The following is a 24,278-nucleotide window of genomic DNA, read 5'->3' as shown; positions in this document are numbered from 1 at the left end:
AGGCAATCAGGATTTCACTGCCCCACCGCCACACTGCCAGGCGCCTGCTCCGGCGTCACAATGCTGTTCAAATCAATATGCTTCCACTCCGGCTTCGCCCCCAACCGCGCATTGAACCGGTAGTTGAACGTGAACTCGTCCGCCGTCGGCACACTCAACGGTTTGCCGTACACCGCCTCCACACCCGCCAGGTCATACCCCATCAACTGCAACAAGGTCGGGAAGATGTTGTAGTGGCTGGAGCGATCCTTGTTGCCGGCCAGTTGCGCCTGCCAGTCGAGCGTCTTCAAGCCGCTGCCCTGAATGACCACCAACGGCACCAACCCTTCCTCCTCCACCGGGTCGCCACCGCAATGGGTGTTCAAACCGGGATTGCCTCGTTCGTGCAGATCCTGGCCATGATCCGAGGTGTAGATCAGCAAGGCGTTGTTCAAATTGGCCTGGGCAAACACCCGTGAAAAAAACTCGCCGACGTTCCACAACAAGGTGTTCTTGTAGGCGTTGCGGTACAGCACCCAATCGTCCGACTGACCATTGAAACCATTACGCTCGCCGGTGTCCGCAACCTCGACGAACTGCCCGCGAGGCAGCGTCGGACGATAGGCCATGAAGCCATCCGGGTATTTATCGTGCACCGGAAAATGCGCGCCGACCTTGTTGATCACCACCAGTTGCGGCTTGCCGTCGTTGAGCAATTCGATCAACTTTGCCGCCGCAGCCATGTCGCGATCGCGCACGCTGGTTTGATCAAATTGCACGAACTCGTCGATGTCCTTTTTTTCGGTCTCGGTCATCAGGTTCTGCAAACTGCCGCCGGTGCGCTGGCCATCGATGTAGACGGTGTGCAAGCCGGCCTTTTTCGCGTACTGCCAGATCGACGGCAGCGTGCTGTTGATTCGTACGTAGTCGGCGCGCGTGCCGCCATAGCGCAGGGTGACGTTGGTATCGACGCTGCAATTGGCGATCGAGGCGGCGTAGCCATAGTTGAAGATATCAACCCCGGGATGCGACTCCTTGAGATTGCTGTGCACGCCGAACGGCGCGTTGATGTCCAGGTAGTTGCCGGAAATGCTTTCGTCGATGATCAGCACGATATCGTGGTTCACCGGTTGCTCGATACGCGCCAGGCTCACCCGCTCACGCGGGCCGACCGTATTGTGCAGGGCCTCGTAGGCGAACAGGTTGAGGTAGGCCAATGGCGTGTACATCTGTGGTAACCCGCGCGCGCCCTCGCCCGCCCGTACGAACAACACCGCACTGAGCAACAGCATCCCCAACACCGGCGCCGCCACCAACAACGCTTCCGGCACTGGCGTCTGTCGACGCGGCTTGAGGCCGATGCCCAACAACAGCGGCAATCCACCAAGCACGCCGCTGATGATCGCATCGCGGTACTGGTACAGCGCTTCTTCGATGAAACCACCGGAGTACACCAGCGAGACGAAACTGCTGTAGGTCAGGTAGTCAGCGGTGACCCGCGAATAAACATCAAAGAACACCGCCGAGCCAAACATCGTCAAGGCGAAAAAATGCCGAACAAGCGTCTGACGAATGTTCGCCGTCATAAATAAAGCAATAGTTAGTACGGCAAACATTCCGACAAATAATAACAACGGCAAGCCCATTCCGATCGCGCTAATACGCCCAAAGTAATAGTCGTATTGGGTAATCAAATAGACAGCAATTAAAATTTGTTTGAGATATCCAATCATTATCTTTCCGGCACTCATTCTCGCGGACGGCCAATAGTTTGTCGGTCATTTTTTGACACTAGCACTGGGCCATCAAAGCGCAAGAATTGGCGTAAATGAGAAGAAAGCGTCAAAAAAAAATCGTCTCAAATCTGACACACTCGAGTGCCTACAACCGTTGAATTTAAAGCCTTACGACCGTTTATCGCATTCTTCAGAATCTTTGTCTGCCTGCAAAAATTCGCTAAATCGAGATGGGGCAAGCACTTGATGGCATTTGGCCCCCCGAATCTGGGGGTGTCTTACTCTTTTAACATGTCATTTTGCTGACACGGTTTCCCAAGGCTGGGCTATACCCCATTTGACAGTCCCACTTCTGATCTTTCCAGCGAACTTACGAGGCACGCCAATATGGACGTGAGCGTATTTGGTACGGGCTATGTTGGCCTGATACAAGCAGCGGCACTGGCCGATGTCGGACATCGTGTCTTATGTGTCGACATCGATCCGAACAAGATCAAGCAGTTGCAACAAGCTGTTCCACCAATCAGTGAACCTGGCCTGTCCGGAACACTGGAAGAGAACATCAAGGCCGGTCGTTTGCTGTTCTCCACCCAGGCCAGCGACGCCGTCGAACACGCCGAGTTGATCTTCATCGCCGTCGGCACGCCCGCCGATGAAGACGGTTCCGCCGACCTCAGCCATGTGCTGAATGTGGCCCGGCAGATCGCCAGTTTCATGGAGGCCGATCGCACCCTAATCATCAAGTCCACCGTGCCGGTCGGCACCGCGGACCAGGTAGCGGCGACCGCCCTTCAAGAACTGCACCGGCGCGACAAGGGGTCGTTGCAGGTGCGGGTGGTGTCCAACCCGGAGTTTCTCAAGGAAGGCAGTGCGCTGGCCGATTGCATGCGTCCCGACCGGATCATCATCGGTACTGGCGACGACACCGCCCGCAACCAGATGAGCGAGCTGTACGCGCCCTTCTGCCGTAACCATGAAAAGCTGATGTTCATGGACAACCGCAGCGCCGAGCTGACCAAGTACGCGGCAAACGCAATGCTCGCCACGCGCATCAGTTTCATGAACGAACTGGCCAACCTCACCGAACTGCTGGGGGCCGACATTGAATCGGTGCGCAAAGGCATCGGCTCGGACCCGCGCATCGGTTATCACTTTATTTATCCCGGTTGCGGCTTCGGTGGTTCATGCTTCCCCAAGGACCTGCGTGCCCTGCTGCACACCGCCGAACACAACGGCATGCCAATGCGTCTGTTGCGCAGCGTCACCGACGTCAACGACAGCCAGCGCCACATTCTATTCAGCAAGCTCAAGTCGCAGTTCCCCCAAGGGCTGGCCGGCAAGTCGATCGCGATCTGGGGCCTGGCGTTCAAACCCAACACGGACGATATGCGTGAGGCGCCCAGCCGTTACCTGATGGAGGCGCTGTGGGCCGAGGGCGCCAGTGTGCAGGCCTACGACCCGGAAGCCATGTCCGAATGCCGGCGCATCTACGGCTACCGGAACGACCTGCATCTGTGCGCCACCCGCGACGACACCCTGGAAGATGCCGACGCGCTGGTGATCTGCACCGAATGGAAGAACTTCCGCGTGGTCGACTTCGACCTGCTGGCGAGCAAGCTGCGGTCACGGGTGATCATCGACGGGCGCAACCTGTACAACCCCGAACACGTCGCGGCGGCGGGTCTGCATTACAGCGGCATCGGCTTGCGTCACGTCGTACCCGAGGCGCCACGCCCATGAAGATTCTCGTGACCGGAGCCGCCGGATTCATTGGTGCCCATTGTGTGTTGCGGCTGTTGCGCGACGGGCATCAGGTGGTCGGCCTGGATAACTTCAACGACTACTACGACCCGCAACTCAAGCATGATCGCGTGCGCTGGGTGCAGGAGCAGGTCGGCCATTTCCAGCTCGCAACGGTTGACCTGGCCGATGCCTCGGCCATCGAGACCCTGTTTGCCCGTGAACGGCCCGAAGTGGTGATCCACCTCGCGGCCCAGGCCGGTGTCCGCTATTCACTGGACAACCCCCGGGCCTACCTCGACAGCAATTTGAGCGGATTTCTCAACATCCTCGAAAGCTGCCGTCGTCACCCGGTCAAGCACCTGGTCTACGCCTCGTCCAGTTCGGTGTACGGCGCCAACCAGCACACGCCCTACTCCGTACAGGACGGCGTCGATCACCCGCTGTCGCTGTACGCCGCGACCAAGAAAGCCAATGAACTGATGGCCCACAGCTACAGCCATCTGTTTGGCATTCCCTGCACCGGCCTGCGCTTTTTCACGGTGTACGGTCCCTGGGGCCGGCCCGACATGTCACCGATCCAGTTTGCCCGGGCGATCACCGAGGGGAAGCCGTTGAAGTTGTTCAACTACGGCGAGCATCAACGGGATTTCACCTACATCGACGACATCATCGAGAGCATCGCCCGCCTGATTGACCGCGCGCCGCAAGCCAACCCTGAATGGGACCGTGACCAACCGGACCCGGCCAGCAGCATGGCGCCCTGGCGGATCTACAACATCGGTGGCCAGCACCCGGTGGAACTCAAGGACTACCTGGCGTTGCTGGAAAAACACCTGGGGCAAAAAGCCCGGGTCGAGTTGCTGCCTCTGCAACCCGGCGATGTGCTCAACACCTGCGCCGATGCCAGCGATCTGGCCCGCGCCACCGGTTTCCAGCCTTGTATCGAGCTGGATGAAGGACTCGGGCGCTTCATCGCCTGGTTCCGCGACTACTACCCACTGCCTATCGCACATGCGCCGCACGCGGCTGAACTACAGCGGAGGACTGCCCAATGACAGGACATGAAAAAGGTGTACCGATTCAACTGCTACGTCGTGATAAACGGCTGGATCCCGAGCACCGAATGCGCCTCGACGCAGCGATCCACATGCAGGGTCGCGGCTGGATGACGGGCCGTGATGGTGGTCGGCCGTGGACGTTGTCGCGAACCAACCGCGTGCTCGCCTGCCTCGGCGCGCTGGTGATTCTGCTGCTGATTTCCCCGGTACTGCTGGGCTTGGCACTGGCCATCAAGCTCACCAGCCCGGGCCCTGTGATGTTCGTGCAAAAACGCACCGGCTACCGCGGCCGCATGTTCGGCATGTACAAGTTCCGCACCATGGTGGCCAACGCCGAGGAACTCAAGGAATCGCTGCGCCACCTGAACAAGCACGGTGCCGACGCCATCGATTTCAAGATCGACAAGGACCCGCGCATCACCGGCATCGGCGGTTTCCTGCGACGCACCAGCCTCGACGAATTGCCCAACCTGATCAATGTGGTGACTGGCGACATGCGCCTGGTAGGCCCAAGGCCTACTTCGTTCAACGCCTATCGCTATAAGGACAATCACCTCGCGCGCCTGAGCATCTACCCCGGCATGACCGGCCTCTGGCAGATCTCCGGGCGCAGCAATATCGACTTCGACCAGCGCGTTGAGTTGGACCTCAGCTATATCGCCGAGCAGAGCCTGCTGCTTGATCTGAAGATCCTGTTGAAAACCCCCTTCAAAGTATTCAGCGGCCACGGAGCAAGCTAATGGACGGTTCAACAACTAAAAGTCTCAGCATCGCCAATCCCAGTGAATCCAACCTGGCCTCGACCGTGCTCGATCAGGATCTGCGCATCCTGTTCCTGACAGCCGCCAACCCCGGCGCGGGCACGACCACCAGCGCCCTGGTGCTGGCCAGTCAACTGGCACAAATGAGCAGCGGCAAAGTGTTGCTGGTGGACAGCAGCCAGTCCTCGACCAACCTCAGCCATCAGCTCGGGCTGACCAAGGAGCGCGGCTTTCGCGACCTGCTGTTCAACACCCAGAGCCCTCCGCTGCTGCAGGACTGTGTGGTGGACGTGTCCAGTCTGCCCTTTCACGTGCTTCCGTGTGGGCGTTTTTCCCGCGGCAGCGAACACCTGACCCCCGAGCGCCTGAGCCCGTTGCTCGACCAACTCGGCAGTCGTTATCGCTTCGTGGTGATTGACGGCGATGCGGTCTATTCGGCCGCCGACCCACTGGTCCTCAGCACCCAGGTGGACGGCGTAATCATGGTCGTGCGCTCCGAAGACACCCGTTGGGAAGTGGCCCAGGCCGCGGTCCAGCGCCTGACCCAGGCCGGCGCGAAACTGGTCGGCAGCGTGTTCAACCGGCGCAAGTACTACATGCCCAAGTGGCTGTACAAAAACCTGTAAGCAACCAGAAAAGGATGACGCGATGAACGCCAGAATGCTTGTCCTGCTGTTGCTGCCACTTGCAGGTTGCTCCAGCACTTCCGAAACCCAGAACATGCCGGTGAATATCCTCACGGCCGCACCGGCCAACGCCCAGGCCACCGACATGCCAAAGGTCGAACAGACCTTGCGCCCGCAGGATGTGCTGGACGTGATCTTCCACATCAGCACCAGCGGCTCGGATGCCTATCGCATTCAGTCCGGTGACCAGGTCGGCCTGAATTTCACCGCCGCCAGCCAGCTCAATGGCAGTCAGCTGGTGCTGCCGGACGGCACCATTGAACTGCCTGGCGCCAACACCTCGGTGAAAATTGCCGGGCTGACGTCCGAGCAGGCCCGTCAGGAAATCCAGCGTGCCTATCAACGCAAACAGCTGTTCCAGCCTAATCGCAACCAACTCTCCGTGCAGGTCATCAGCCCGCTGAGCAACGAGTCGAACCTCAAGAGCGCGCTGAACCACCCGGCCACCGGCATGAGCCGCGAGATCACTGTCGGCACCGACGGCTACGCCAGTTTTCCGGAAATCGGCGCCGTGCCGTTGCAAGGCATGACCGTCAATCAACTGGAAACCTTCCTCAATAAAAGGTACGCGCAACTGCCGGGGCGAATGACCGTCGACGTGCTGCTCAAGTCCACCGCAGGCAACGAGATCTATGTGTTGGGCGAAGTCGGCCAACCGGGCTCCTACCCGATCCGTCGCCCGGTTTCGGTGCTCGAAGCCCTGACCCTGGCCCGAGGCTCCAACGTCAAGGCGCGCCTGGACTCAGTGGTGATCATGCGCCGCAACGGCAACCAGGTCGAAGCCCGGCGCTATGACGTGGAAAAAGCCCTGTCCGGCGATGCCTCGCAGATCGCCTACCTGCAACCGGACGACATGCTCTACGTGCCCAAGACCAAACTGGCCAGCGCCGGTGATCTGGCACGGCAACTGGCGGATGTAGTGCTGTTCCAGGGTGTGGGCTTCAGCTTCGGCTACCGCGTCGACAACAAAGACAGTGACAGCAACTAACTCTCAGGTGACCCGACATGAATCCAAAGGAAAACTACCTGCACGAGTTCTTCAGGATCTTCTTCGCCAACAAGCAATTGGTGAAGCGGGTATTCCTGGTCTTTGCAGTGATTGCCCTGGTGCTGCCGCTGGTGCTCAAACAGAGCTTCGATATCACCGCCCAGGTGATCGTGCAGTCGAAAAAACTCTCACAAGGTGACGCCACCACGTCGCTGAATCAGGAAAACGCGCAATTCATTCCGCCGTCACTGGCCGACATGGAAACCGAGAGCAATATCCTGCGCTCGCCGGCGCTGATTCGGCAGACCATCAGCGAGCTGCGGGACAAGGGTGAATACACCCCGCCTCCCGGTGCGCTCAACAAACTGCTGGCCCAGCCGTTCAAACGCTATGTCACTACACCGTTGCGCGAACACGTGATCAACCCGATGAGGGCCGCGCTGGGCATGGAAACCGATCCAGTGCGCGACACCGCGCTCGACGGCTTGACCCAACAAGCCATCGACAGCCTGAAGATTGAAACGCTGCCGGGCTCCAACGTGATCTCGATCATCTACAGCTTCCCCGACCCGACCCAGGGCACCAAATTTGTCGCAGCGCTGCTGCAAAACTACCTGGTCAGCCGTCAGGCGCTGCAATCGATCGACTTGCCGCAGTCGTTCTACGAAACCAAGAAACACCTGTATCAGGTGCGACTCGATGGGTTGGAAGGCAACCGGCAGGCGTTGCTGGAAAGTGTTGGCGCGGCCGATCCGAAAGAGGAAATCACCTTCCGCCTCAATGCGATCAACACTGAAGAACAGGCCTTGAACCTGTATCAGGACCGCCTGTTGCAAAACCAGCGCTGGCTCGAATACCTGAAAACCAGCCTGGCCGCCGCCAGCAACTCCAAACTCAACGACTACACCTTCCCCTATACCTTCACCACCACTGTGGACAACGTCGCTTTCGAAGATCGCGAGATCAAACAGATGGGTGAGGCGCTGACCACTCAGGTCAACCGTTACATGAACGACCTGGCGATCTTCCAGCCGGGCAGCGAACCGATGCTGCTGACCCGCGAGCAAATCGCCCGTACCCGCCAGCAGTTCCTCAAGGTGGTGAGCAACCGGATTCAGGAGCGTACCAACGACCTGGCCATTGTCAGCTCGGTGATCGACCAGAAGACCAAGCGCATCGCCGAGTTCAAGAACCGTATCCACCAGTTGCAGGAAACCCAGAGCAAGCTGCGGCAGATGGACACCGAGATCGACGCCTTGCACGCGGCGTTTTCCACCTATGCCCAACGCTTTGCCGAAAGCAGCTCCGCCCGTTCGCTGGACAACGATCTGTCCAACGCCCGAATCCTGAGCCCGCCTTTCGAACCGACCGAAGCGGCGTTCCCCAAGCCGTTGCTGATCATTCCGTTCGGCATGTTCACCGGTCTGCTGCTGGCGATTGCCTTCGTCTACGTGCGTGAGTTCTTCGATCATCGCTTCAAGCATCCGGCGCAAATCACCCATGAACTGGGCCTGCCGGTGCTGCTGGTGATCAACGATCAACACGCGGAAAAGGGCAATCCGCACAAGAATTGGGGTGTGCCGAGCTTCATGCATTGGGTGCGCAATTGAACGCGCCCCTGCCTTCCGGACACAGCAGGCCATCACTGCCGATCATTCATTTGCTCAGCAGTGGCGGCTTCTATGGGGCCGAGCGCATGTTGCTCGACCACTGTCTGGCGACGCCGGGGCAACATCAGGTGCTGTTTCTTGATGCACCGTACGAGTTGCTCGCGCGGTTTCGCGAGGCCGGGGTGGACTGTCGCGGCTGCACGGGACTGGGGGCGTTGCTGGCGCATTTGCGTCAGCGGCGGGCCGAGGGGCCGCTGATCAACACGCACAATTTCAAGGGGCTGCTATTCGGTTGGGTCGGCGCGACGTTGTTGCGCCTGCCACTGGTGATCACCCAGCACGGCTTCACCCCGCGCAGCCGCAAGCAGAAGTTCTACACCTGGCTGAGCCTGCAACTGTGCCGTACCGCGTCGGTGAATCGTGTGGTGTGCGTCGCCGAAAGCATCGCCGTGCTGCACCGCCAGGCCAGTGTGCGGGCAGAAAAACTGCAAGTGATCCCCAACGGCTTGCCGGCCACCAACGGTCTGCAGGACCACAGCGCAGCACGTCAGCGTTGGCTGGCGGGTTACGTCGGGCGCCTGAGCAGTGAAAAAGGCCCGGACCTGTTTCTCGACGCGCTGATTCCACTGTGTCAGCAGTACCCGCAACTGGATGCCGTGATGCTCGGCGACGGCCCGGAACGCGACAATCTGCTGGTGCGAATCAACGAAGCGGGTTTGCAGGAGCGCATCACGCTGCCGGGTTATCAGACCGACATGCGGCCATGGTGGCGGCAACTCGACACACTGGTGATCAGCTCGCGCACTGAAGGCACGCCGATGATTCTGCTCGAAGCCATGCAAGCTGGCGTGCCGGTGGTGGCGTTTGGTGTCGGCGGGATTCCCGATGTGCTGGAAGACCGGCACAACGGCCTGCTGGCGCCACCCGCCGACAGCGCCGCCCTCGCCCGGCAGATCGGCACCCTGCTGCGTGATCCGACGCTGGCACAAGAGTTGAGCGACCACGCAAGACGCACGCAACTGGATCACTACGACCTCAAGGCCCTGGCCGAACGCTGGTCGCAGCTTTATATCCATACCGCACGGGAGGCACGCGCGTGATTTTTCCGCTCTCGATCGTCAGTTTGCTCGGCCTGGTCTGCCTCGTGTTGCTGGCCAGCCCTTATCCGTTTCTGGCGCCGGGAGCAGTGGTGGGCCTGGTCGGTGTCGCGGTGCTGTACCGCAAACCGGCCTGGGGCCTGTTAGGCATTGCGGCGCTGATACCGCTGGAAGGTTTCTTCAAGGACAACGCACTGTCGGGCACCAAGTTGATCGGTGCATCACTGGCGCTGATCCTGATGTTGCAACTGGCCCTGCACCAGATTCCGTCCGAACGGTTGCGCAGCAACCTCTGGCGCTACCTGATCGGGTTCATGGCGTTGTACCTGCTGAGCCTGTTGAACACCGATGACATGGGCATGTCGCTGGGTCATCTGCGGGAACTGAGCGTCGGTCTGATCCTGTTTGTGATCACGCTGTTGATCGGCCGTGAGATGAACATGGATCTGTTCGCCAAACTGGTAACGCTCAGCGTCACCCTGACCTGCGCACTGGCAATGTTTTCCAGCAAATATCAGGACCAGGGTCGCGCCGCCGGCCTGCTGGAAGACCCGAACGCCTTCGCCATGCTGATCGCCTTCGCCGTGCCGATGGCGCTGCTGCTGGTGATCCGCAGCCCAAACCTGTTGCAGCGCCTGTTCTGGCTGGGTTGCTTTGTTTTGCTGCTGGGTGGCATGACCAAGACTGAATCCCGCTCGGGGCTGGTGGTGTTGTTTCTCAGCGTGATGATCGGTGCCTGGCACTACCGCGCACATTTGACGCGCATTCGCCCGCGCCACCTGGGTTTTGCCATGCTCGGGTTCGCCATCGTCATTCCGCTGGCCATTTATGCAATGCCGCCCGGTTACGTCGCACGCATCCAATCCTTGAGCATCCTGAGCTCGGGCGCCAAGGCCCAGGACGAATCCCTTGGCCGTCGCGCCTCGTACATCGTGGTCGGCAGCCAGATGATCCGTCAGAACCCGCTGCTGGGCACCGGTCCCGGAACGTTCCCGCTGCACTACGCCACCACCGGATATGCCAAGGCGTTTTCCGCCAATCGCAAAATCGGTGACCTGTACCGCCGTGCCCACAACACCTACCTGGAAATTTTCAGCGAGCTGGGCATTCCCGCCGGGCTGCTGTTCGTCGGCATGCTCGCTCTGGGCCTGTACAACCTGATGCGTGCCCGACGGGCCTGGATGCAGCGCCGCAACTGGCAGCAGGCCGACCTGATGACGCACCTGGGTATGAGTTTCCTGTCGCTGACGCTGTTCCTGATGTTCCTCAGCGCACCGAACCAAAAGTACGTATGGATCATGCTCGCCTTGACCAGCGTGCTGCGTCTCAAAGCCGAAGAAAATCCAATCCCGGAGGCCAGGGCATGAGCCGCGTCAGTATCATCATCCCGATGTACAACGAAGCCCGGCACATCGCCCGGACCCTGTTCGCAGCCCAACACTCTGCCGATGCGGCAGGCGTGGAGTGCGAGTTGATCGTGGTCGACAACGGCTCCAGCGATCAGGGCCCGCAGATTGCCCGGCAGTTCGGCGCGCAGGTGCTGGAAATGCCTGGCCTGTTGATCGGCGCGTTGCGCAATCGCGGGGCCGAAGTGGCCACGGGTCAATGGCTGGCCTTCATCGACGCCGACATCGAAATGCCCGAAGACTGGCTCACTCACTTGCTGAAGCTGGAATCGGCAGACGTCGCCGACGTGTTTGGCCTGGACCTGCATACGCCGGCGCAAGCGCCCTGGTACGCCACGGCCTGGCAACGGCGGACCTCGCGCCCACTGCGTCATAACGTGCAAGTGGTGGACTGGTTGCCCAGCGCCAACCTGCTGATGCGCCGTTCGTGGTTCGACGACGTCGGCGGTTTCAACGAAACCTTGCGCACCGGCGAGGACAAGGATTTCACCCTGCGCCAGCGCGCCAAAGGTGCGCGCTTACTGTCGGTGAATGAAAACGTCGCCCTGCACTGGGGCTACGAAATGAACTGGCGCGAGTGGATGGGCAAAGAGATGTGGCGTCAGGGCAGTCATCTGCAGCTGTTACGCACCCACGGCATGAGCCTGCGGCTGTTGCGCTTTCCGTTGCTGTCGATCGCTGCCTGGATCATTGATTTCATGGCGATTTCCGCCCTGCTCGATGGCTTCCCCCATCATGCGGCGCTCATGATGATGCTGACGGTCCTGCCCGCACTGGGACTGAGCCTGCGCCAGAGTGCCCGGCACCACGACGTCGGCCTGACCCTGCAACTGTGGGGCCTGCACTGGGTGCGTCTGCACCTGGCCGGCGCTGCATTTATTCTCAGTCTATGTCGTTGGAATGCCAGGAGGCCTGCCCGTGGCTGAATTCATTTTCTGGTTGTGCCTGTTGTTGCCGGTCTACGCCTACCTCGGCTACCCGTTGCTGCTGACCTTGCTCGCGCCGTTTTTCGCCGCGCGGCGCCATGGTCCGGCGGCGCCAATGGATGTGAGCATCGTGATTGCCGCGCACAACGAGGCACGGCACATCGAGGAGAAACTGCGCACCGTGCTGGCCCAGGATTATCAGGCGCGCTCGCTGCAGATCATTCTGGCCAGCGACGGTTCCACCGACGACACCGTGGCCTGCGCGCGCAAGGTTGTCGATCCGCGCATCACCGTGCTCGACCTGCCGCGCCAGGGCAAGGCGGCGACATTGAATGCCGGTGCCGCGCTCAGTACCGGTGAAATTCTGGTGTTCACCGACGCCGACAATCAATGGTCCCACGACACCCTGGGCCATTTGCTCCCACCGCTGGCCGATCCGCAAGTGGGCGCCTGCGCCGGGCACATGCTGATCCCGGTGACCGGCAAGGGCTTGAGCATCGGCGACAGCCTGTATCGGCATTACGAAGGCTGGCTGCGCTACGTTGAAAACCGCACCGGTTGCATGGTCTCCGCCGACGGCGCACTGCTCGCCTTGCGCCGCGAGTTGTTCCAGAACGTGCCGGCGGAGGTTAACGATGACTTCTTTATCAGCACCTGCGCGCCGGTGGCGTTCAAGCGAATCATCTACGTGCCCGAAGCCCGGGTGATCGACACCGGCGTGGATGAAGCCGACAAGCAATTCCGGCGCCGCCAGCGTGTGACTGTCGGCGGCCTGCAAAGCCTGGCCCAGCGTCGCGAACTGCTCAATCCGCTGAAACATGGCCTGTATGCGATTGCGCTGATCAGCCACAAATTGATCCGGCGCCTGGCACCCATCCTGTTGCTGCCGCTGCTGCTGAGCAATTTCTGGCTGTGGGACGACCACGGTTTTTATCGCCTGAGCCTGATCGCCCAACTGCTGGGCTACTCGGCGGCCATCGCCGGCCTGTTGGATTCGCAACACCGCTTGCCCAAACCCTTTCGCCTCGCCGCGTTCCTCCTGGTAACCCTCGCCGGGATGAGCATCGGGCTGTGGCAGTTCCTGCGCGGTCAGCGTTATGCGCAATGGAACCCTGAGCAAAATCGATGAGAGGCACGTGCCATGGCGATCAAACAACTATTAAAACGCACCAGTGGCTGGCTGTACCTCAACTCCTCGGTCGGACGCCAGCAACTGCATGGCGCCGGGGTCATCCTGATGCTGCATCGGGTGCTGGCGGACGACCGTGCCGCCGCACTGCCCCATCGCAATGAACTGTGCGTGGGCCCCAAGGCTTTTGAACACTTGCTGGTCTGGCTAAAAAAGCACTTCGACTGCGTGCCGCTGATGGAAATCCTGCAACCGGGCAACCTCAGGTCCGAGCGGCCCAGAGTGGCATTGACCTTCGATGACGGCTGGCGCGACAACGCGGTGAACGCCTTCCCGCTGCTGCAAAAAAACCAGGTGCCGGCGAGTATTTTCCTCTCCACCGATTTCATCGGCAGCCGCCAGCGTTTCTGGTGGGAAAGCATCGGCGAAACCCTGTGGAACAGCCACGGCGAAAAGGCCCGCTTGCACTTGATCGAATGCTTGCAGCAACTGGATCGGCCGTTGCCGGTGCTGTGTAATGACCCGGATGTGCAACGGCGTAGCCTGGCACTGCTGCACTTTTTACAGAACCTGAAAACCCTGTCGCCGTCAGAGCTCAATCGCCTGACAGACGAGTGCCCGCAAGACTCGTTGCCGCAAGCGCTGGACTGGCATCAAGTGCGTTCGCTGGAAGCCAGCGGGTTGATCCGTTTCGGCCCCCACGGCGCCAGTCACGCGATCCTCACCGGGCTCGACGATCAAACCCTGGATGAAGAATTGAGCCGCAGTCGCCAGGCATTGCTGAACGGCTGCAATCGCCCACTGCCGGTCTACTGCTACCCCAACGGCGACAACGACGAACGGGTGCGGCAACACGTGGCCGAGCACGACTTCCCGTTTGCCCTGGGCACCGGCACCGGCATTTATCGGGGCACCAGCGATGCGCTGTCCCTGCCTCGGTTCGGTGTCAGCCAACGCACTGCGCGTAACCCGCAATTGTTGTCCTGGCGCATCTACCGTGGGGCGCGCCCATGAGTCGCAGCCAATACCTTAAACACCTGGCCCTGAGCATGGGCACCAAACTGGCAATGATCGGCCTGCGCTTGCTGCGCAACGTGTTGCTGGCGCGGATTCTCGGGCCGAGCGAACGCGGCCTGTTTGCCCTGCTCAGCACCCTGCCCGACCTGATCAGCGCCGCCACCAGTGGTGGGCTGAACTCGGCAGTGGGTTACCAGGCGGCCAAGCAACGACCGATGGGGCTGTTGCTCAGTCAGGTATTGGTCTTTGGTTGTCTGCTGGCGGGTTTGCTGACCTTGCTGGTGGTGGCACTGACCCGTGAATTCGGCCGCGAACTGGACATCACCACCCAACTCGGCTTGCTCGCCTGGCTGTTGTTGCTGGCGGTGCCGTTGACCGTGCTCAAGAGCGGACTGCTGACGCTGCACAACGCTTCGGGCGGCGTGGTGGCTTTCAACGCCTTGCGCCTGATCGAATCGCTGGCACCGCTGCTGCTGTTCCTCGCGTTGTTCTGGATGTGGAAAAGTGCCGCGCTGGAAGCGGCGCTGATCAGTTGGCTGGCGGGCATCAGTTTGGTGGTGCTGGTCGGCTGGGTCTGGCTTAAACGCAATCAACCGCTGACCCTGCAATGGGACCGCGCCAGCCAGAACGAACTGCTGCGCTTCAGTGCCCGCAGTCATCCGGACCTGCTCTTTCAACAAGTGATTTTGCGTTCCGATTATTTGTTCATCGGCGCCCTGCTCGGCAGCACCGCGCTCGGTCATTACGCCATGGCCAGCGCCGCCGCCGAATTGCTCCTGATCGTGCCGGAAGCGGTGACCACGCCGCTGATGAAACGCCTGTTGCAACAGGAAGAAGGCATTGAAAAAGTCACGCCACTGGCCCTGCGCCTGACCGCGACAGTGATGCTCGGCGCGTGTCTGACCATGGCGGTGATCGGCGAATGGCTGATCGTCACCTTGTTCGGTGTCGCCTATCAGTCGGCGTATCCGGCCTTGCTGGCGCTGCTGCCGGGGCTGCTCGGCTTGTGCTACGCGAGCATCTTGCGCCTCGATTTGCTGGGCAAGGATCGTCCCGGTTCGATTTCCCTGCTGATGGGCCTCGGCGCCCTGCTCAACCTGGCGCTGAACCTGTTGCTGATCCCCGCCTACGGCATCGTCGGCGCAGCGGCGGCTTCGTCCATCGCTTACCTGGCGGTGACCGTCGCGCTGCTGGTGATGTATTGCCGCTTGAGCCACGTTCCGCTGTGGCAAACCCTGATCATCCTGCCCCGCGATGTGATGCCGATGCTGTACATCCTGCAACGGAAGTCAGCATGAAACATTTCGCGCTGGCGGTGAGCCTGGGACTGTCGCTCGACACTTATGCCGGGCCGATGCGCTGGGCCGACATCCGTGACGGCAGTCTTTACCTGCAAGCGGATCGCCCCGACAACGTGATCGTGCGTTGGGTGCCGGCGTGGCAGGCGGACGCCAACGAAGAACACCTGTACTTGCTCGATGGCCAGGGCAAATTGGCAGGCGACCGGCCGATTGCCGCCAGTGAAACCCGGGGCAGCCAGAGTTGGCCGTTGGCGCCAGGCGCCAGCAGTTATCGACTGGAGATTCCCGGCTACAGTTTCCGCCGCTACACGGTCGAGCACGACGAGCGCACGGTGGCGTTGTTTGCTCCGGCCAAGGTGCATTTCAGCGCGGAAACCCGCGACGGCGACGAGCTGTTTTTCAAGGTGGCGGCCGGCGAACACGCCGTGCTGGCGGGCAAGTTCCATGGGGGCGTCGGCGCCCTGCAAGCACAACGGGTCGGCGACAGTAAACAAGTGTCGCTGGCGCTGAAACCCTACCGCGCTTATTGGCAGTTCGATCAGGTCGCTTTGCCCGTGGCCACAGCCGATCAGGTCTGGCGCCTACGCCTGCAAGGCAGCGGCAAAGCGGCATTCTGGCTTGACGGCACGGCCAACCTGTTCGCGCAGAATCCGCAGCAGCTTAAACCGCTGCGTGAAGACGACGGCCAGACCCGCCTGACCTTGCACGACAAAGTCCTCGGCAACACGCCGAACCTGGGGATCGCCCTCCCCTACGTGATGCCGCCGCCTTCAAGCTACGCCGTGCTCGACGCGATCAAACCGCAGGCGGGTGCCTATTACAGTCTCGTCGATATCACGGCGAAACAGCCGCACTACGAAGACGCGTTCCGCCAGTTGTATCAGGATCGCTTCGGCATTACCCAGGACATCACCCTGCTCGCCGGCAGCCAGCGTCAGGCTGACCTGCGCGCCGACACCACGAGCAATGCCGGCCTCGACGCCTGGCTGGCCGCGACCCGTGCCCTCGGCGGCAAAGGCACCCATTACATCGGTTTTGCCGACGAGCCGAACCTCAACTACCCGGACTACGCCAGCTACCAAAGCATTTTCACCAGCATGGCCCGGCAGGTGCGCAGCAACCCCGACAACGCCAAGGCTGGTGTGCGCATCGCCATGCCCGCCAGCTCACGGCTGATCAATGGCCCGCTCGCTGACAACGCGGCCGACAAGCGCGGCATCGACTGGGCCAAACGACTGCTGAAGGAATCCGGTGATCAGGTCGATGCGCTGGCCTGGCACGAGTGGATGATTCGCGATTTGCTGGCGACCCGGGTTTACCGCGACAGCGTGCGTCGCGCCGCCGATCTCGTCGGACTCGACGCCAACGGCCGGCCGCGCAAGGCCTTGCTGCTGGACCAGACCAACATGTCCAGCGGTTCGAGCCTGAGCCCTTACGATCAGGAAACCCACTTCGCCTCGCTGTGGTGGGCCTCGGTGGTTATCAATTCGTCCCAGGACGGTCTGCTGGAGATGCTCAACTGGTTCCAGGCCGCCGACGAGCCCGAGTACCCCAAGGGCATGCTGCGGGTGAAGGGCAACGATCAGTTCGAACTCAAACCGGTCGGCCTGGCCCAGCAATTCATCGGCCAGCACTGGCTGCACAGTGTGATGTACCTGGAAAACGATGCCTTTGAAGTCGACGTCCTGGCCATGGCCGACGACAGCAAACGCAGCCTGCTGGGAGTCAACAAAGGTTCGCGTTTGCAGCATGTCAGCCTCAACGGCGCGGCGTGCCCATTGGCCAATGGCTCATTGCGTTATTTCGGCGCGGACAACCGCAGCCGCGACGCACCGTTACACTGCAACGACGGTCGCGTGAGCTTTGAGCTGCCAGGGCAAACCCTGTTCGCCCTGAGCTGGAACGCCTCATGACCGCCGCTCGACTGCTTGGCCGCGCAGGCATTTCGCCGCGCGCTGGTTTACTCCACTTGCGGGTCAACCCGTCAGGAGCCAATAACATGAGTGCACTGCAGAAGCTCAGCCAACACATCAAACAGAAAGGCCTGCGGGCCACCGTCAAAAAAGCGTGGAAACACTTCGTGTTTTCCCACGAGGAACTGCTGTGGATGGAGCGCGACCTGGTCAGCCCCATAGCACCGTATAAACTCAAGTCCTACCCGCCACTGCGCGTGGTCAGCATCACCCCGGAAAATGCCGTGGCGTTCACCCGCTATTTCGGTGACCGGGTGGACACCATGGCCGAACTGGCCCGCGAAGGTCATACCGGACAGATGCATCTGGACGAAAAAGGCGACGCGGTGGCGTTCATCTGGGGCGCCGCACGCGACTATCACGACCGCCATTACTACGGTTGCTGGTTCCCGGTGAAAGAAGGCGAGTTCTTCGAATTCGGCGGCGAACTGACCCGGGGCTACTGGGGCACGTCGCTGTCGATGGACCTGCAAACGGAGCTGTGGAAGGCCATGCACGCCCAGGGCTGCAACAAGGTGGTGGATGTGTGCGAATGGCACAACGTCCCGGCGCTGAAACTGCACATTCGCACCGGATACAAGGAACAGGGGCGCATCATGAACGTGTACGAACTGTTTGGCCGTTGGCGCTTTTATCGTGAATCGCGCTACACCGGCTCGCGCCTGGATACCTTGCGCAAACCGGAACGTTCACCTGCGACAGCTTCGGTGGCCTGAACCTATGACCGTGCGATTTGAATGGCGTACTTCGCTGTGCACCGCTGACTTTCCCGCAGCGGCCTATGAAGCGCTGCGTCTGCGAGTGATGGACCACACGCCGTTCAACGCCCTGGCCTGGATGGTGGCGTCACAACAGGCATTGACGGCCGGTGAACGCTTGCACGTGCTGCTCGGCTGGCAGGCTGGTGAACTGATTCTGTGCCTGCCGTTAGTGGCGTCCGTCGAGCGGTTCGGCGGATTGCCGTTTCGGGTGTTGCATCACTTGGGCTATCCCCTCGCCGATCGCCTCGCGCTGCTCGCGTGCGTGGATGCCACGGACATGCGCAAGGCGTTGACCGAGGTTCGCCGTCGACTGCCCCATGCCGTGCTGCAACTCAATGAACTGGCAGGCGAGGACAGCGCACTGGCGCACTGGACCTCCCGCAGTTCGACCGCCGAGCGCCGCCTCAGTTGTCGCGCGCCGGTGCACCTGATCACCGATGCGGACCGCTTGGAAGTCTCCGGCGATCCGCGCTACAAACTGCGCCGGGCCCGCAAGCGCATTGCCGCGTGTGGCGCGCAGGTGCGCCGTATCACCCCCGATGCGGCAACCATGGGGCCATTGCTCAAGGCCATCGCCGAGGTGGAAGCGGTGAGCTGGAAAGGCGATGAAGGCGTGGGCATTTTCGCCGACGAACGCCACCGCCAATGGATGGACCAGGCCTTCACCGCCCTCGCCGCCCAAGGCCTGGTGCGCGTGGTGGTACTGGAGCTGGACGGACGTTGCATCAGCTACCGCCTCGGCTTGCTGGAACAGGGACGGCTGTACGATTACAACCTGGCATTCCTGCCGCAATTTGCCGACCTCGGCAGCGGTCGGGTGTTGCTCGAAGAATGGATTCGCTGGGGGTTGGACGACAACTGGCGCTGGATCGATGCATCGCGGGTAAGCCTGGAAAACTCCAGTCATCAGCTGCACGAACGCATGACCGGACAAATGGAACACTGGCGCTGGAGTTTCTACTCCTGGCGTCCGAGCGGCCTGGCGCTAGGCCTGGCCCTGCGCTTCTGGCAACGGCTCAAACCCGTGGTGCAGCAATGGCGGGCCAAGCGTGCGGCAGCGGCCAGCGTCCCTGTCCCCGTTACGCCCCCCGTAACCAGAGCACCTGCACCCACCGACACACTCATGGAGGGCGAACATGCCACAGCAAGTCATAGTCAACGCTGACGACTTCGGCCTCAGCGCCTGCGAGAACGCGGTGATCCTCGGCGCGTTCCAGGCCGGGATCATCAGTTCCGCTACCGCCATGGCCAACATGCCGGCCTTCGAAGCGGCGTGTGCGCTGGCTCAACATCCATTGCTGGTGGGACGCATCGGCCTGCACTTCAACCTCACTTACGGCCGCCCCTTGAGCCGGCGCATTCTCACGCGCCGGACCTTCTGCGACAGCGCCGGCGTGTTCGACCTCAACCTGTCGCGTACCCGCCTGTGGCTCGGTCGTCAGGATCGACTCGCGGTGGAAGAAGAACTCGAAGCCCAATGGCAACGCTGCGTGGACAACGGCGTGCGCCCCAGCCATCTGGATTCCCATCAACACGTGCACAACATCTGGCCCATCGGCGAAATCGTCGCGCGGTTCGCGGCGCGCCAGGGTGTGCCGGTGCGATTGGCGCGCAACCTCGGGCAAAACCTGAGCCTGCCCAAGCGCTTGTTCAAACAATTGCTCAACCACCGTTTGAACAGTCTGGCCGGCGCCACCGCCGACTATGTCTGCACCCCGGTGGATTTGCGTAACGCGGCGCCGCCCACTGACGGTTTGCTGGAAATCGTCGCCCACCCCAACCAGCTCGGCGCCGATTTTGGCGATGCCTATCTGGAACAGGGCGAATCGTTGAGCGCCCTGCTGGAGCAACGATTGCCGGGTGTGCCTAGGGTCGCCTACAGCGTCGCCGGCAATGCCATCCACAGGCGTGCAGAGACTGTGATGGAGTAATCATTCCGGGTTCTTTCAACCCTCGGATTCCCCCTCAAAAAGCCCCTCCGGATACCCCGGAGCGCGGCTTTTTGACGCCGGAAAAACTGTGTCAATACTGAAACACATATTGAAACAAATTGCTGGTAAAGGAGCTGCCATGCAAAGGCCATGGTGATCTATACCCATCAGTACCTTCACCCAAAGCACGGCCAATCCCGGCCAAGGAGGGCTTCATGAACCTGATCGACAAACTCCGCGAACGAATCAAACAAAAAGGCCTGAGCCGCACGTTCAGCACACTGTGGAAACGCTATGTGTTTTTCCACTGGGAGTTGCTCTGGATGGAGCGCGACCTGGTCAGCCCGGTGCCGCCGCACAAATTGCGCCCCTACTCCGGCGTGCGTCAGGTAATCATCACTCCGGAAAACGCCGTCGCGTTTACCAAACACTTCGGTGACCGGGTGCAAACCATGGCCGAACTGGCCGCCGAAGGTCATACCGGCCACATGTACCTGGACGAAGAAGGTCATGCGATCGGGTTCATCTGGGGCAGCGTTCGCGACTACCACGACCGTCACTATTACGGCTGCTGGTTCCCGGTCAAACCCGGCGAGTTTTTCGAGTTCGGCGGTGAAATGACCCGCGCCTACTTCGGCACCAGCCTGTCGGTGGACGTACAGGTCGCGCTGTGGGAAGCGATGGCGGCGCAAGGCTGCAACAAGGTGGTGGACGTCTGCGAAACCCACAACATCCCGGCGCTGAAACTGCACATCCGCATGGGCTACCACGAACAGGGCCGCGTCACCCATGTCTATGGTCTGTTCGGCCGCTGGCGCTTCTTCCGTGAAACCCGCTACACCGGCTCACGCCTGGACCCTCTGCGTAAACCGGGGCGCCCGGTGGTGGCGGCGGCAGCGCAGGCCTGACTCAGGCCTTGGCGGCCATCGCGGTGACTTCCACGCGCATGCCTTCAACCGCCAGCGCCGCCACACCCACGGCGGCGCGCACCGGCCACGGTTTGGCGAAGAAGCGCTTGTAGACTTCATTGAACGCGGCGCGGTCGGCCATGTCGGTGAGGTAGATGGTCAGGTGCAGCACGCGGTCCATGGAGCTGCCGGCGCGCTCGAGCGCAACCTTGAGCGCCTGCAAAGTGCACTCGCTTTGCACGGTGATATCGCCCAGCTCCAGGCTGCCGTCTGCGCGGGTCGGGATTTGCGTAGAGACCAGCAACCCACCGAAACCGGCGACGTCGGAGGAGATGGAATCCGCATCGGGATCGGGAGTGAACGTGATGTCTTGGTTTGCCATGGGACTCTCGTACGGGAGGAGATAATGGGGGCGCCGTGGCGATGCAACGCTGCGACGCCTTCTGCGCGGGCAGTTTACCGCAAGTTTTTTGTTCGCCCATCCGCCATGTCGGCAGAGTGACTTATCCGGTGCCTCTGGATACCCTTGCGCTCATCTCCTCACGCCATCCAGACGAGCCTGTCATGAAATCCCCTGCCGGCCTGCTGTTGTCGGGCATCGATCTGGACCGGACCAGTGCCGTTCCCCTCTACCGTCAGCTCTATTTGCAGATTCGCAAACAGATATTGTCCGGACGGCTTCAAGGCGGCGTCCGCCTGCCATCGACCCGGACCTTGAGCCAGGAACTGGCGCTGTCGCGGATCACTATCCTCAATGCCTTCGACCAATTGATTGCCGAAGGCTTTCTGGCTTCGCGCACCGGAGCGGGCACCTACGTCGGTGACGAGTGGGAAAGCCGTGGCCTCGCCGACGATGAGCAACAGCGCCAGCCACCGCGCCTGTCGGACCTGAGCCAGTCGATGCTGTCGCTGCGCAGCGAGCATTTTCGCGGGGTGTCCTATGCCGACTGGGACCCCGCAAGCCCCACCTCGTTTCTGCCCAGCCACAACACCTATGACGCGTTCCCGCAACCTATCTGGAAGCGCCTGATGAGTCGCCACTTGCACAAACCAACCAAGGCGATGCTCGGTTATGGCGAACTTCAAGGGCTGCAGGCCTTGCGCACGGCGATTGCCGAGTACGTCTTCGACGCCCGAGGCATCGACTGCACGGCCGAGCAGGTGGTGATCGTTTCCGGTGCCCAGCAGGCCTTCAACCTGCTGGGCATGTTGCTGCTCAATCCGCACGACAGCGTCTGGATGGAAGACCCCGGGCACATCGCCGCGCGCATCGCGTTCCAGGCCCAGGGTGGCCAGGTGGTGCCGTTGCGCATCGACGATCAGGGCATCGACATCCAGCAAGGCCTGGCCGAATGCCCTGATGCCCGACTGGTGTTTACCACGCCGGCGCGCCAGCATCCCTTGGGCGTGACCATGAGCTACGCGCGACGCCAGGCGCTCATCGATTGGGCCGCGCATCAGCAGAGCTGGATCATCGAAGACGACTGCGACAGCGAGTTCCGTTACAGCGGCCGCCCCTTACCCGCGCTGTATGCCATGGACCAGCGCGCCCGGGTGATTTACGTCGGGACGTTCAGCAAGGTGCTTTTCCCCTCGCTGCGCCTGGGCTACGTGATACTGCCCCACGCCTTGATCGAACCCTTTTGCACCTTGCGTGCAGTCATGGATCGCAGCCCGCCGACACTCCTGCAAGCGGTGACCGCCGACTTCATGAGTGAGGGCCATTTTCTCGGGCATATCCGCCGCATGCGGGCGCTGTATCAGGTCCGCCAGCACGCATTGATCGAGCAGTTGCAGCAACAGCTGGGTGATTTTTTCACCATCACCCCGGTTGAAGCCGGCATGCACCTGATCGCCTGGCTTCCACCAGAGCTCGATGCCGACACCATCGCCAAGGAGCTGGCCCGGCACAATATCCACACCTATGCCCTGAGCGACTACTGCCTGCAAAACTACCTGCCGCCCGCGCTGTTGATCGGTTTTGCCGGCACGCCAGAGGACCAGGCCAAAGCTCGCGTTGAGGCGCTGGCACAGGCATTGATCCGCATGGGGCATCTGCAACAGCCCCGCTGAAGGGGCAAAGTGGTCTTATCAATTAAATAGTAATGGATCTATCGAGAGTTCCTGACTGGCGCGATAAAGGCTGCGCCGGGAGACCCGGCGTCTGAACCAGGAATCACTCGAATGAACAATAAGATCCAGGAACGATTCAACGCCTTGCTCAGCCACAAGGCGACCGGGGCCGACGCGCCCCCAGTGCTGACGCAAGCACTGGCCCGGCAACTGCTCGAGCGCCTCAAGCAGTTGCGCTTGTTTGCCCACGCCTATCCCCTGCTGACCAACCTGACCCATGGCCGTGTCACGCCCGCCGACATGCTGGATTTTGCTTATCGCCACGAACTGCAAGGCTTGAGCCTGCATTTGCTCGACGGTGAGGAAAACAGTCTCAGCCAAATGACACCCGAACAGCTACAGGCGTTTGCCGCCAAGGCCAAGGCGCTGCAGCTGGACGTGCATCTGGAGATCAGCAGCACGCGCAAAAACGATGTCGATCAAGTGATCGCCATTGCGCGGGCGCTGGGTGTGCGCAACATCCGCGTTTACTCGCGCTACGAAGGCACGCTGTCGCGGGTCATGGACATCATCGAAACCGACCTGCACTACCTCGCGCAGCAGGCGGACGAACACGACCTGTACTTCGACTTCGAACAGCATGAAGAACTCAAGAGCGCGGAAATCGCCGAGCTGTTGAACCGCCTCGACCACCCGCGTCTGCACGCCTTATTTGACTTCGGCAACATGATCAATGCCTGCGAAGAACCGCTGCAAGCCCTGCAAACACTGGCGCCGCACATCCGCCAGACCCACCTCAAAGGCGTGCGCGTGGTTCCCGAGCAAAACGGTTTCGGTCACTACGGGGTGCTGCAAGGCAGTGATGAAGATGACCTGCCCAACGCCCGTATGTTGTTCGAATTGCTGATGCTGGGTGAGTCCACCCCGCAAGTGATCGCCTTCATTCTTGAGCAGGAAAACCACTACGTGGCGCCGGCGTTCCGCCAGACCGACGAAGCGGCCGACCCGTTCATTGCCTACCGGGAAATGAGCGACACGCCACTTCCGGTCGGCTACTCGCTGGAACGCATGCTGGCCGATGAACACCGCTGGGCGAACAACCAGGTCGCCTATGTCCGCGGCGTGCTGGCGGAGTTTCGCACCCTCGCCGAACTGGCCCTGGACAACCGCAGCAACGCCTGAACCTGACGTGGAG

Annotated in this window: 21 protein-coding genes; 19 read left to right on the top strand and 2 right to left on the bottom strand. The window is 61.1% G+C overall.

Annotated elements, in window-relative coordinates; genetic code table 11:
• Positions 1-14: 14 nt before the first annotated feature.
• Positions 15-1,712 (bottom strand): sulfatase-like hydrolase/transferase, encoded by a 1,698-nt coding sequence (locus ACNYC6_RS27145; protein WP_419709991.1) that lies wholly within the window; start codon positions 1,710-1,712, stop codon positions 15-17.
• A 390-nt stretch (positions 1,713-2,102) separates the two neighbouring features.
• Here ACNYC6_RS27145 and ACNYC6_RS27140 point away from each other — a divergent pair, with 390 nt between their 5' ends.
• The 17 genes from ACNYC6_RS27140 (at position 2,103) to ACNYC6_RS27060 (ending at position 21,010) form a co-directional block, all read left to right on the top strand.
• A complete protein-coding gene (locus tag ACNYC6_RS27140; RefSeq protein ID WP_419709990.1) occupies positions 2,103-3,455 on the top strand; it encodes a UDP-glucose dehydrogenase family protein in 1,353 nt (450 codons plus the stop codon).
• Positions 3,452-4,513, top strand: coding sequence for an NAD-dependent epimerase (locus ACNYC6_RS27135; RefSeq protein WP_419709989.1), 1,062 nt, complete (start codon positions 3,452-3,454; stop codon positions 4,511-4,513). Before ACNYC6_RS27140 ends, ACNYC6_RS27135 begins: the two co-directional genes overlap by 4 nt.
• Positions 4,510-5,256: a sugar transferase gene (locus ACNYC6_RS27130; protein WP_419709988.1), complete on the top strand. Its 747-nt coding sequence runs from the start codon at positions 4,510-4,512 to the stop codon at positions 5,254-5,256. Before ACNYC6_RS27135 ends, ACNYC6_RS27130 begins: the two co-directional genes overlap by 4 nt.
• A complete protein-coding gene (locus tag ACNYC6_RS27125; protein WP_419709987.1) occupies positions 5,256-5,903 on the top strand; it encodes a CpsD/CapB family tyrosine-protein kinase in 648 nt (215 codons plus the stop codon). The genes ACNYC6_RS27130 and ACNYC6_RS27125 overlap by 1 nt, the downstream gene beginning before the upstream one ends.
• Before the next feature lie 22 nt (positions 5,904-5,925).
• Complete coding sequence (locus ACNYC6_RS27120) at positions 5,926-6,951, top strand: polysaccharide biosynthesis/export family protein (protein WP_419709986.1); 1,026 nt, start codon at positions 5,926-5,928, stop codon at positions 6,949-6,951.
• Between the two features lie 17 nt (positions 6,952-6,968).
• Positions 6,969-8,561, top strand: coding sequence for a GumC family protein (locus tag ACNYC6_RS27115; RefSeq protein WP_419709985.1), 1,593 nt, complete (start codon positions 6,969-6,971; stop codon positions 8,559-8,561).
• Positions 8,546-9,661 (top strand): glycosyltransferase family 4 protein, encoded by a 1,116-nt coding sequence (locus ACNYC6_RS27110; RefSeq protein WP_419709984.1) that lies wholly within the window; start codon positions 8,546-8,548, stop codon positions 9,659-9,661. Before ACNYC6_RS27115 ends, ACNYC6_RS27110 begins: the two co-directional genes overlap by 16 nt.
• On the top strand, positions 9,658-11,025 hold the full coding sequence (locus ACNYC6_RS27105; RefSeq protein ID WP_419709983.1) for an O-antigen ligase family protein: 1,368 nt from the start codon (positions 9,658-9,660) through the stop codon (positions 11,023-11,025). The genes ACNYC6_RS27110 and ACNYC6_RS27105 overlap by 4 nt, the downstream gene beginning before the upstream one ends.
• Positions 11,022-11,990 carry a glycosyltransferase gene (locus ACNYC6_RS27100; RefSeq protein WP_419709982.1) on the top strand — a complete coding sequence of 323 codons (969 nt, stop codon included), beginning with the start codon at positions 11,022-11,024 and terminating at the stop codon, positions 11,988-11,990. Before ACNYC6_RS27105 ends, ACNYC6_RS27100 begins: the two co-directional genes overlap by 4 nt.
• Complete coding sequence (locus ACNYC6_RS27095) at positions 11,983-13,119, top strand: glycosyltransferase (protein WP_419709981.1); 1,137 nt, start codon at positions 11,983-11,985, stop codon at positions 13,117-13,119. The genes ACNYC6_RS27100 and ACNYC6_RS27095 overlap by 8 nt, the downstream gene beginning before the upstream one ends.
• Before the next feature lie 12 nt (positions 13,120-13,131).
• On the top strand, positions 13,132-14,133 hold the full coding sequence (locus ACNYC6_RS27090; RefSeq protein ID WP_419709980.1) for a polysaccharide deacetylase family protein: 1,002 nt from the start codon (positions 13,132-13,134) through the stop codon (positions 14,131-14,133).
• On the top strand, positions 14,130-15,434 hold the full coding sequence (locus tag ACNYC6_RS27085) for a lipopolysaccharide biosynthesis protein (RefSeq protein ID WP_419709979.1): 1,305 nt from the start codon (positions 14,130-14,132) through the stop codon (positions 15,432-15,434). The genes ACNYC6_RS27090 and ACNYC6_RS27085 overlap by 4 nt, the downstream gene beginning before the upstream one ends.
• Complete coding sequence (locus ACNYC6_RS27080) at positions 15,431-17,350, top strand: hypothetical protein (protein WP_419709978.1); 1,920 nt, start codon at positions 15,431-15,433, stop codon at positions 17,348-17,350. The genes ACNYC6_RS27085 and ACNYC6_RS27080 overlap by 4 nt, the downstream gene beginning before the upstream one ends.
• An 86-nt stretch (positions 17,351-17,436) precedes the next feature.
• A complete protein-coding gene (locus ACNYC6_RS27075) occupies positions 17,437-18,126 on the top strand; it encodes an N-acetyltransferase (protein WP_419709977.1) in 690 nt (229 codons plus the stop codon).
• A 4-nt stretch (positions 18,127-18,130) separates the two neighbouring features.
• A complete protein-coding gene (locus ACNYC6_RS27070) occupies positions 18,131-19,336 on the top strand; it encodes a GNAT family N-acetyltransferase (RefSeq protein ID WP_419709976.1) in 1,206 nt (401 codons plus the stop codon).
• The gene (locus ACNYC6_RS27065; RefSeq protein WP_419709975.1) at positions 19,308-20,102 is read left to right on the top strand and encodes a ChbG/HpnK family deacetylase; all 795 of its coding nucleotides are present in this window, start codon (positions 19,308-19,310) and stop codon (positions 20,100-20,102) included. Before ACNYC6_RS27070 ends, ACNYC6_RS27065 begins: the two co-directional genes overlap by 29 nt.
• A gap of 215 nt (positions 20,103-20,317) precedes the next feature.
• Positions 20,318-21,010: an N-acetyltransferase family protein gene (locus ACNYC6_RS27060; protein ID WP_419709974.1), complete on the top strand. Its 693-nt coding sequence runs from the start codon at positions 20,318-20,320 to the stop codon at positions 21,008-21,010.
• Between the two features lies 1 nt (position 21,011).
• On the opposite strand, the gene ACNYC6_RS27055 is transcribed toward ACNYC6_RS27060, so the two are convergent.
• Positions 21,012-21,392 (bottom strand): RidA family protein, encoded by a 381-nt coding sequence (locus ACNYC6_RS27055; RefSeq protein WP_338581726.1) that lies wholly within the window; start codon positions 21,390-21,392, stop codon positions 21,012-21,014.
• Between the two features lie 182 nt (positions 21,393-21,574).
• Between ACNYC6_RS27055 and ACNYC6_RS27050 the strand changes: the two genes are divergently transcribed.
• Positions 21,575-23,083 (top strand): PLP-dependent aminotransferase family protein, encoded by a 1,509-nt coding sequence (locus tag ACNYC6_RS27050; RefSeq protein ID WP_419709973.1) that lies wholly within the window; start codon positions 21,575-21,577, stop codon positions 23,081-23,083.
• A 111-nt stretch (positions 23,084-23,194) separates the two neighbouring features.
• Positions 23,195-24,265, top strand: a complete 1,071-nt coding sequence (locus tag ACNYC6_RS27045; protein ID WP_419709972.1) for a sugar phosphate isomerase/epimerase family protein — start codon at positions 23,195-23,197, stop codon at positions 24,263-24,265.
• The last annotated feature ends 13 nt before the right edge of the window (positions 24,266-24,278 follow it).

The organism is Pseudomonas sp. NFX224 (assembly GCF_048565165.1).
In the GTDB taxonomy this organism is placed as follows: domain Bacteria; phylum Pseudomonadota; class Gammaproteobacteria; order Pseudomonadales; family Pseudomonadaceae; genus Aquipseudomonas.
Note: the sequence above shows the minus strand (reverse complement) of the source record. Positions and strands in the feature narration are given on the sequence as shown.

Bases quoted from the DNA above. Each gene is read 5' to 3' on its own strand.
- ACNYC6_RS27145 (WP_419709991.1), bottom strand. From the start codon at position 1,712: ATGATTGGATATCTCAAACAAATTTTAATTGCTGTCTATTTGATTACC.
- ACNYC6_RS27140 (WP_419709990.1), top strand. From the start codon at position 2,103: ATGGACGTGAGCGTATTTGGTACGGGCTATGTTGGCCTGATACAAGCA.
- ACNYC6_RS27135 (WP_419709989.1), top strand. From the start codon at position 3,452: ATGAAGATTCTCGTGACCGGAGCCGCCGGATTCATTGGTGCCCATTGT.
- ACNYC6_RS27130 (WP_419709988.1), top strand. From the start codon at position 4,510: ATGACAGGACATGAAAAAGGTGTACCGATTCAACTGCTACGTCGTGAT.
- ACNYC6_RS27125 (WP_419709987.1), top strand. From the start codon at position 5,256: ATGGACGGTTCAACAACTAAAAGTCTCAGCATCGCCAATCCCAGTGAA.
- ACNYC6_RS27120 (WP_419709986.1), top strand. From the start codon at position 5,926: ATGAACGCCAGAATGCTTGTCCTGCTGTTGCTGCCACTTGCAGGTTGC.
- ACNYC6_RS27115 (WP_419709985.1), top strand. From the start codon at position 6,969: ATGAATCCAAAGGAAAACTACCTGCACGAGTTCTTCAGGATCTTCTTC.
- ACNYC6_RS27100 (WP_419709982.1), top strand. From the start codon at position 11,022: ATGAGCCGCGTCAGTATCATCATCCCGATGTACAACGAAGCCCGGCAC.
- ACNYC6_RS27090 (WP_419709980.1), top strand. From the start codon at position 13,132: ATGGCGATCAAACAACTATTAAAACGCACCAGTGGCTGGCTGTACCTC.
- ACNYC6_RS27085 (WP_419709979.1), top strand. From the start codon at position 14,130: ATGAGTCGCAGCCAATACCTTAAACACCTGGCCCTGAGCATGGGCACC.
- ACNYC6_RS27080 (WP_419709978.1), top strand. From the start codon at position 15,431: ATGAAACATTTCGCGCTGGCGGTGAGCCTGGGACTGTCGCTCGACACT.
- ACNYC6_RS27075 (WP_419709977.1), top strand. From the start codon at position 17,437: ATGAGTGCACTGCAGAAGCTCAGCCAACACATCAAACAGAAAGGCCTG.
- ACNYC6_RS27070 (WP_419709976.1), top strand. From the start codon at position 18,131: ATGACCGTGCGATTTGAATGGCGTACTTCGCTGTGCACCGCTGACTTT.
- ACNYC6_RS27065 (WP_419709975.1), top strand. From the start codon at position 19,308: ATGCCACAGCAAGTCATAGTCAACGCTGACGACTTCGGCCTCAGCGCC.
- ACNYC6_RS27060 (WP_419709974.1), top strand. From the start codon at position 20,318: ATGAACCTGATCGACAAACTCCGCGAACGAATCAAACAAAAAGGCCTG.
- ACNYC6_RS27055 (WP_338581726.1), bottom strand. From the start codon at position 21,392: ATGGCAAACCAAGACATCACGTTCACTCCCGATCCCGATGCGGATTCC.
- ACNYC6_RS27050 (WP_419709973.1), top strand. From the start codon at position 21,575: ATGAAATCCCCTGCCGGCCTGCTGTTGTCGGGCATCGATCTGGACCGG.
- ACNYC6_RS27045 (WP_419709972.1), top strand. From the start codon at position 23,195: ATGAACAATAAGATCCAGGAACGATTCAACGCCTTGCTCAGCCACAAG.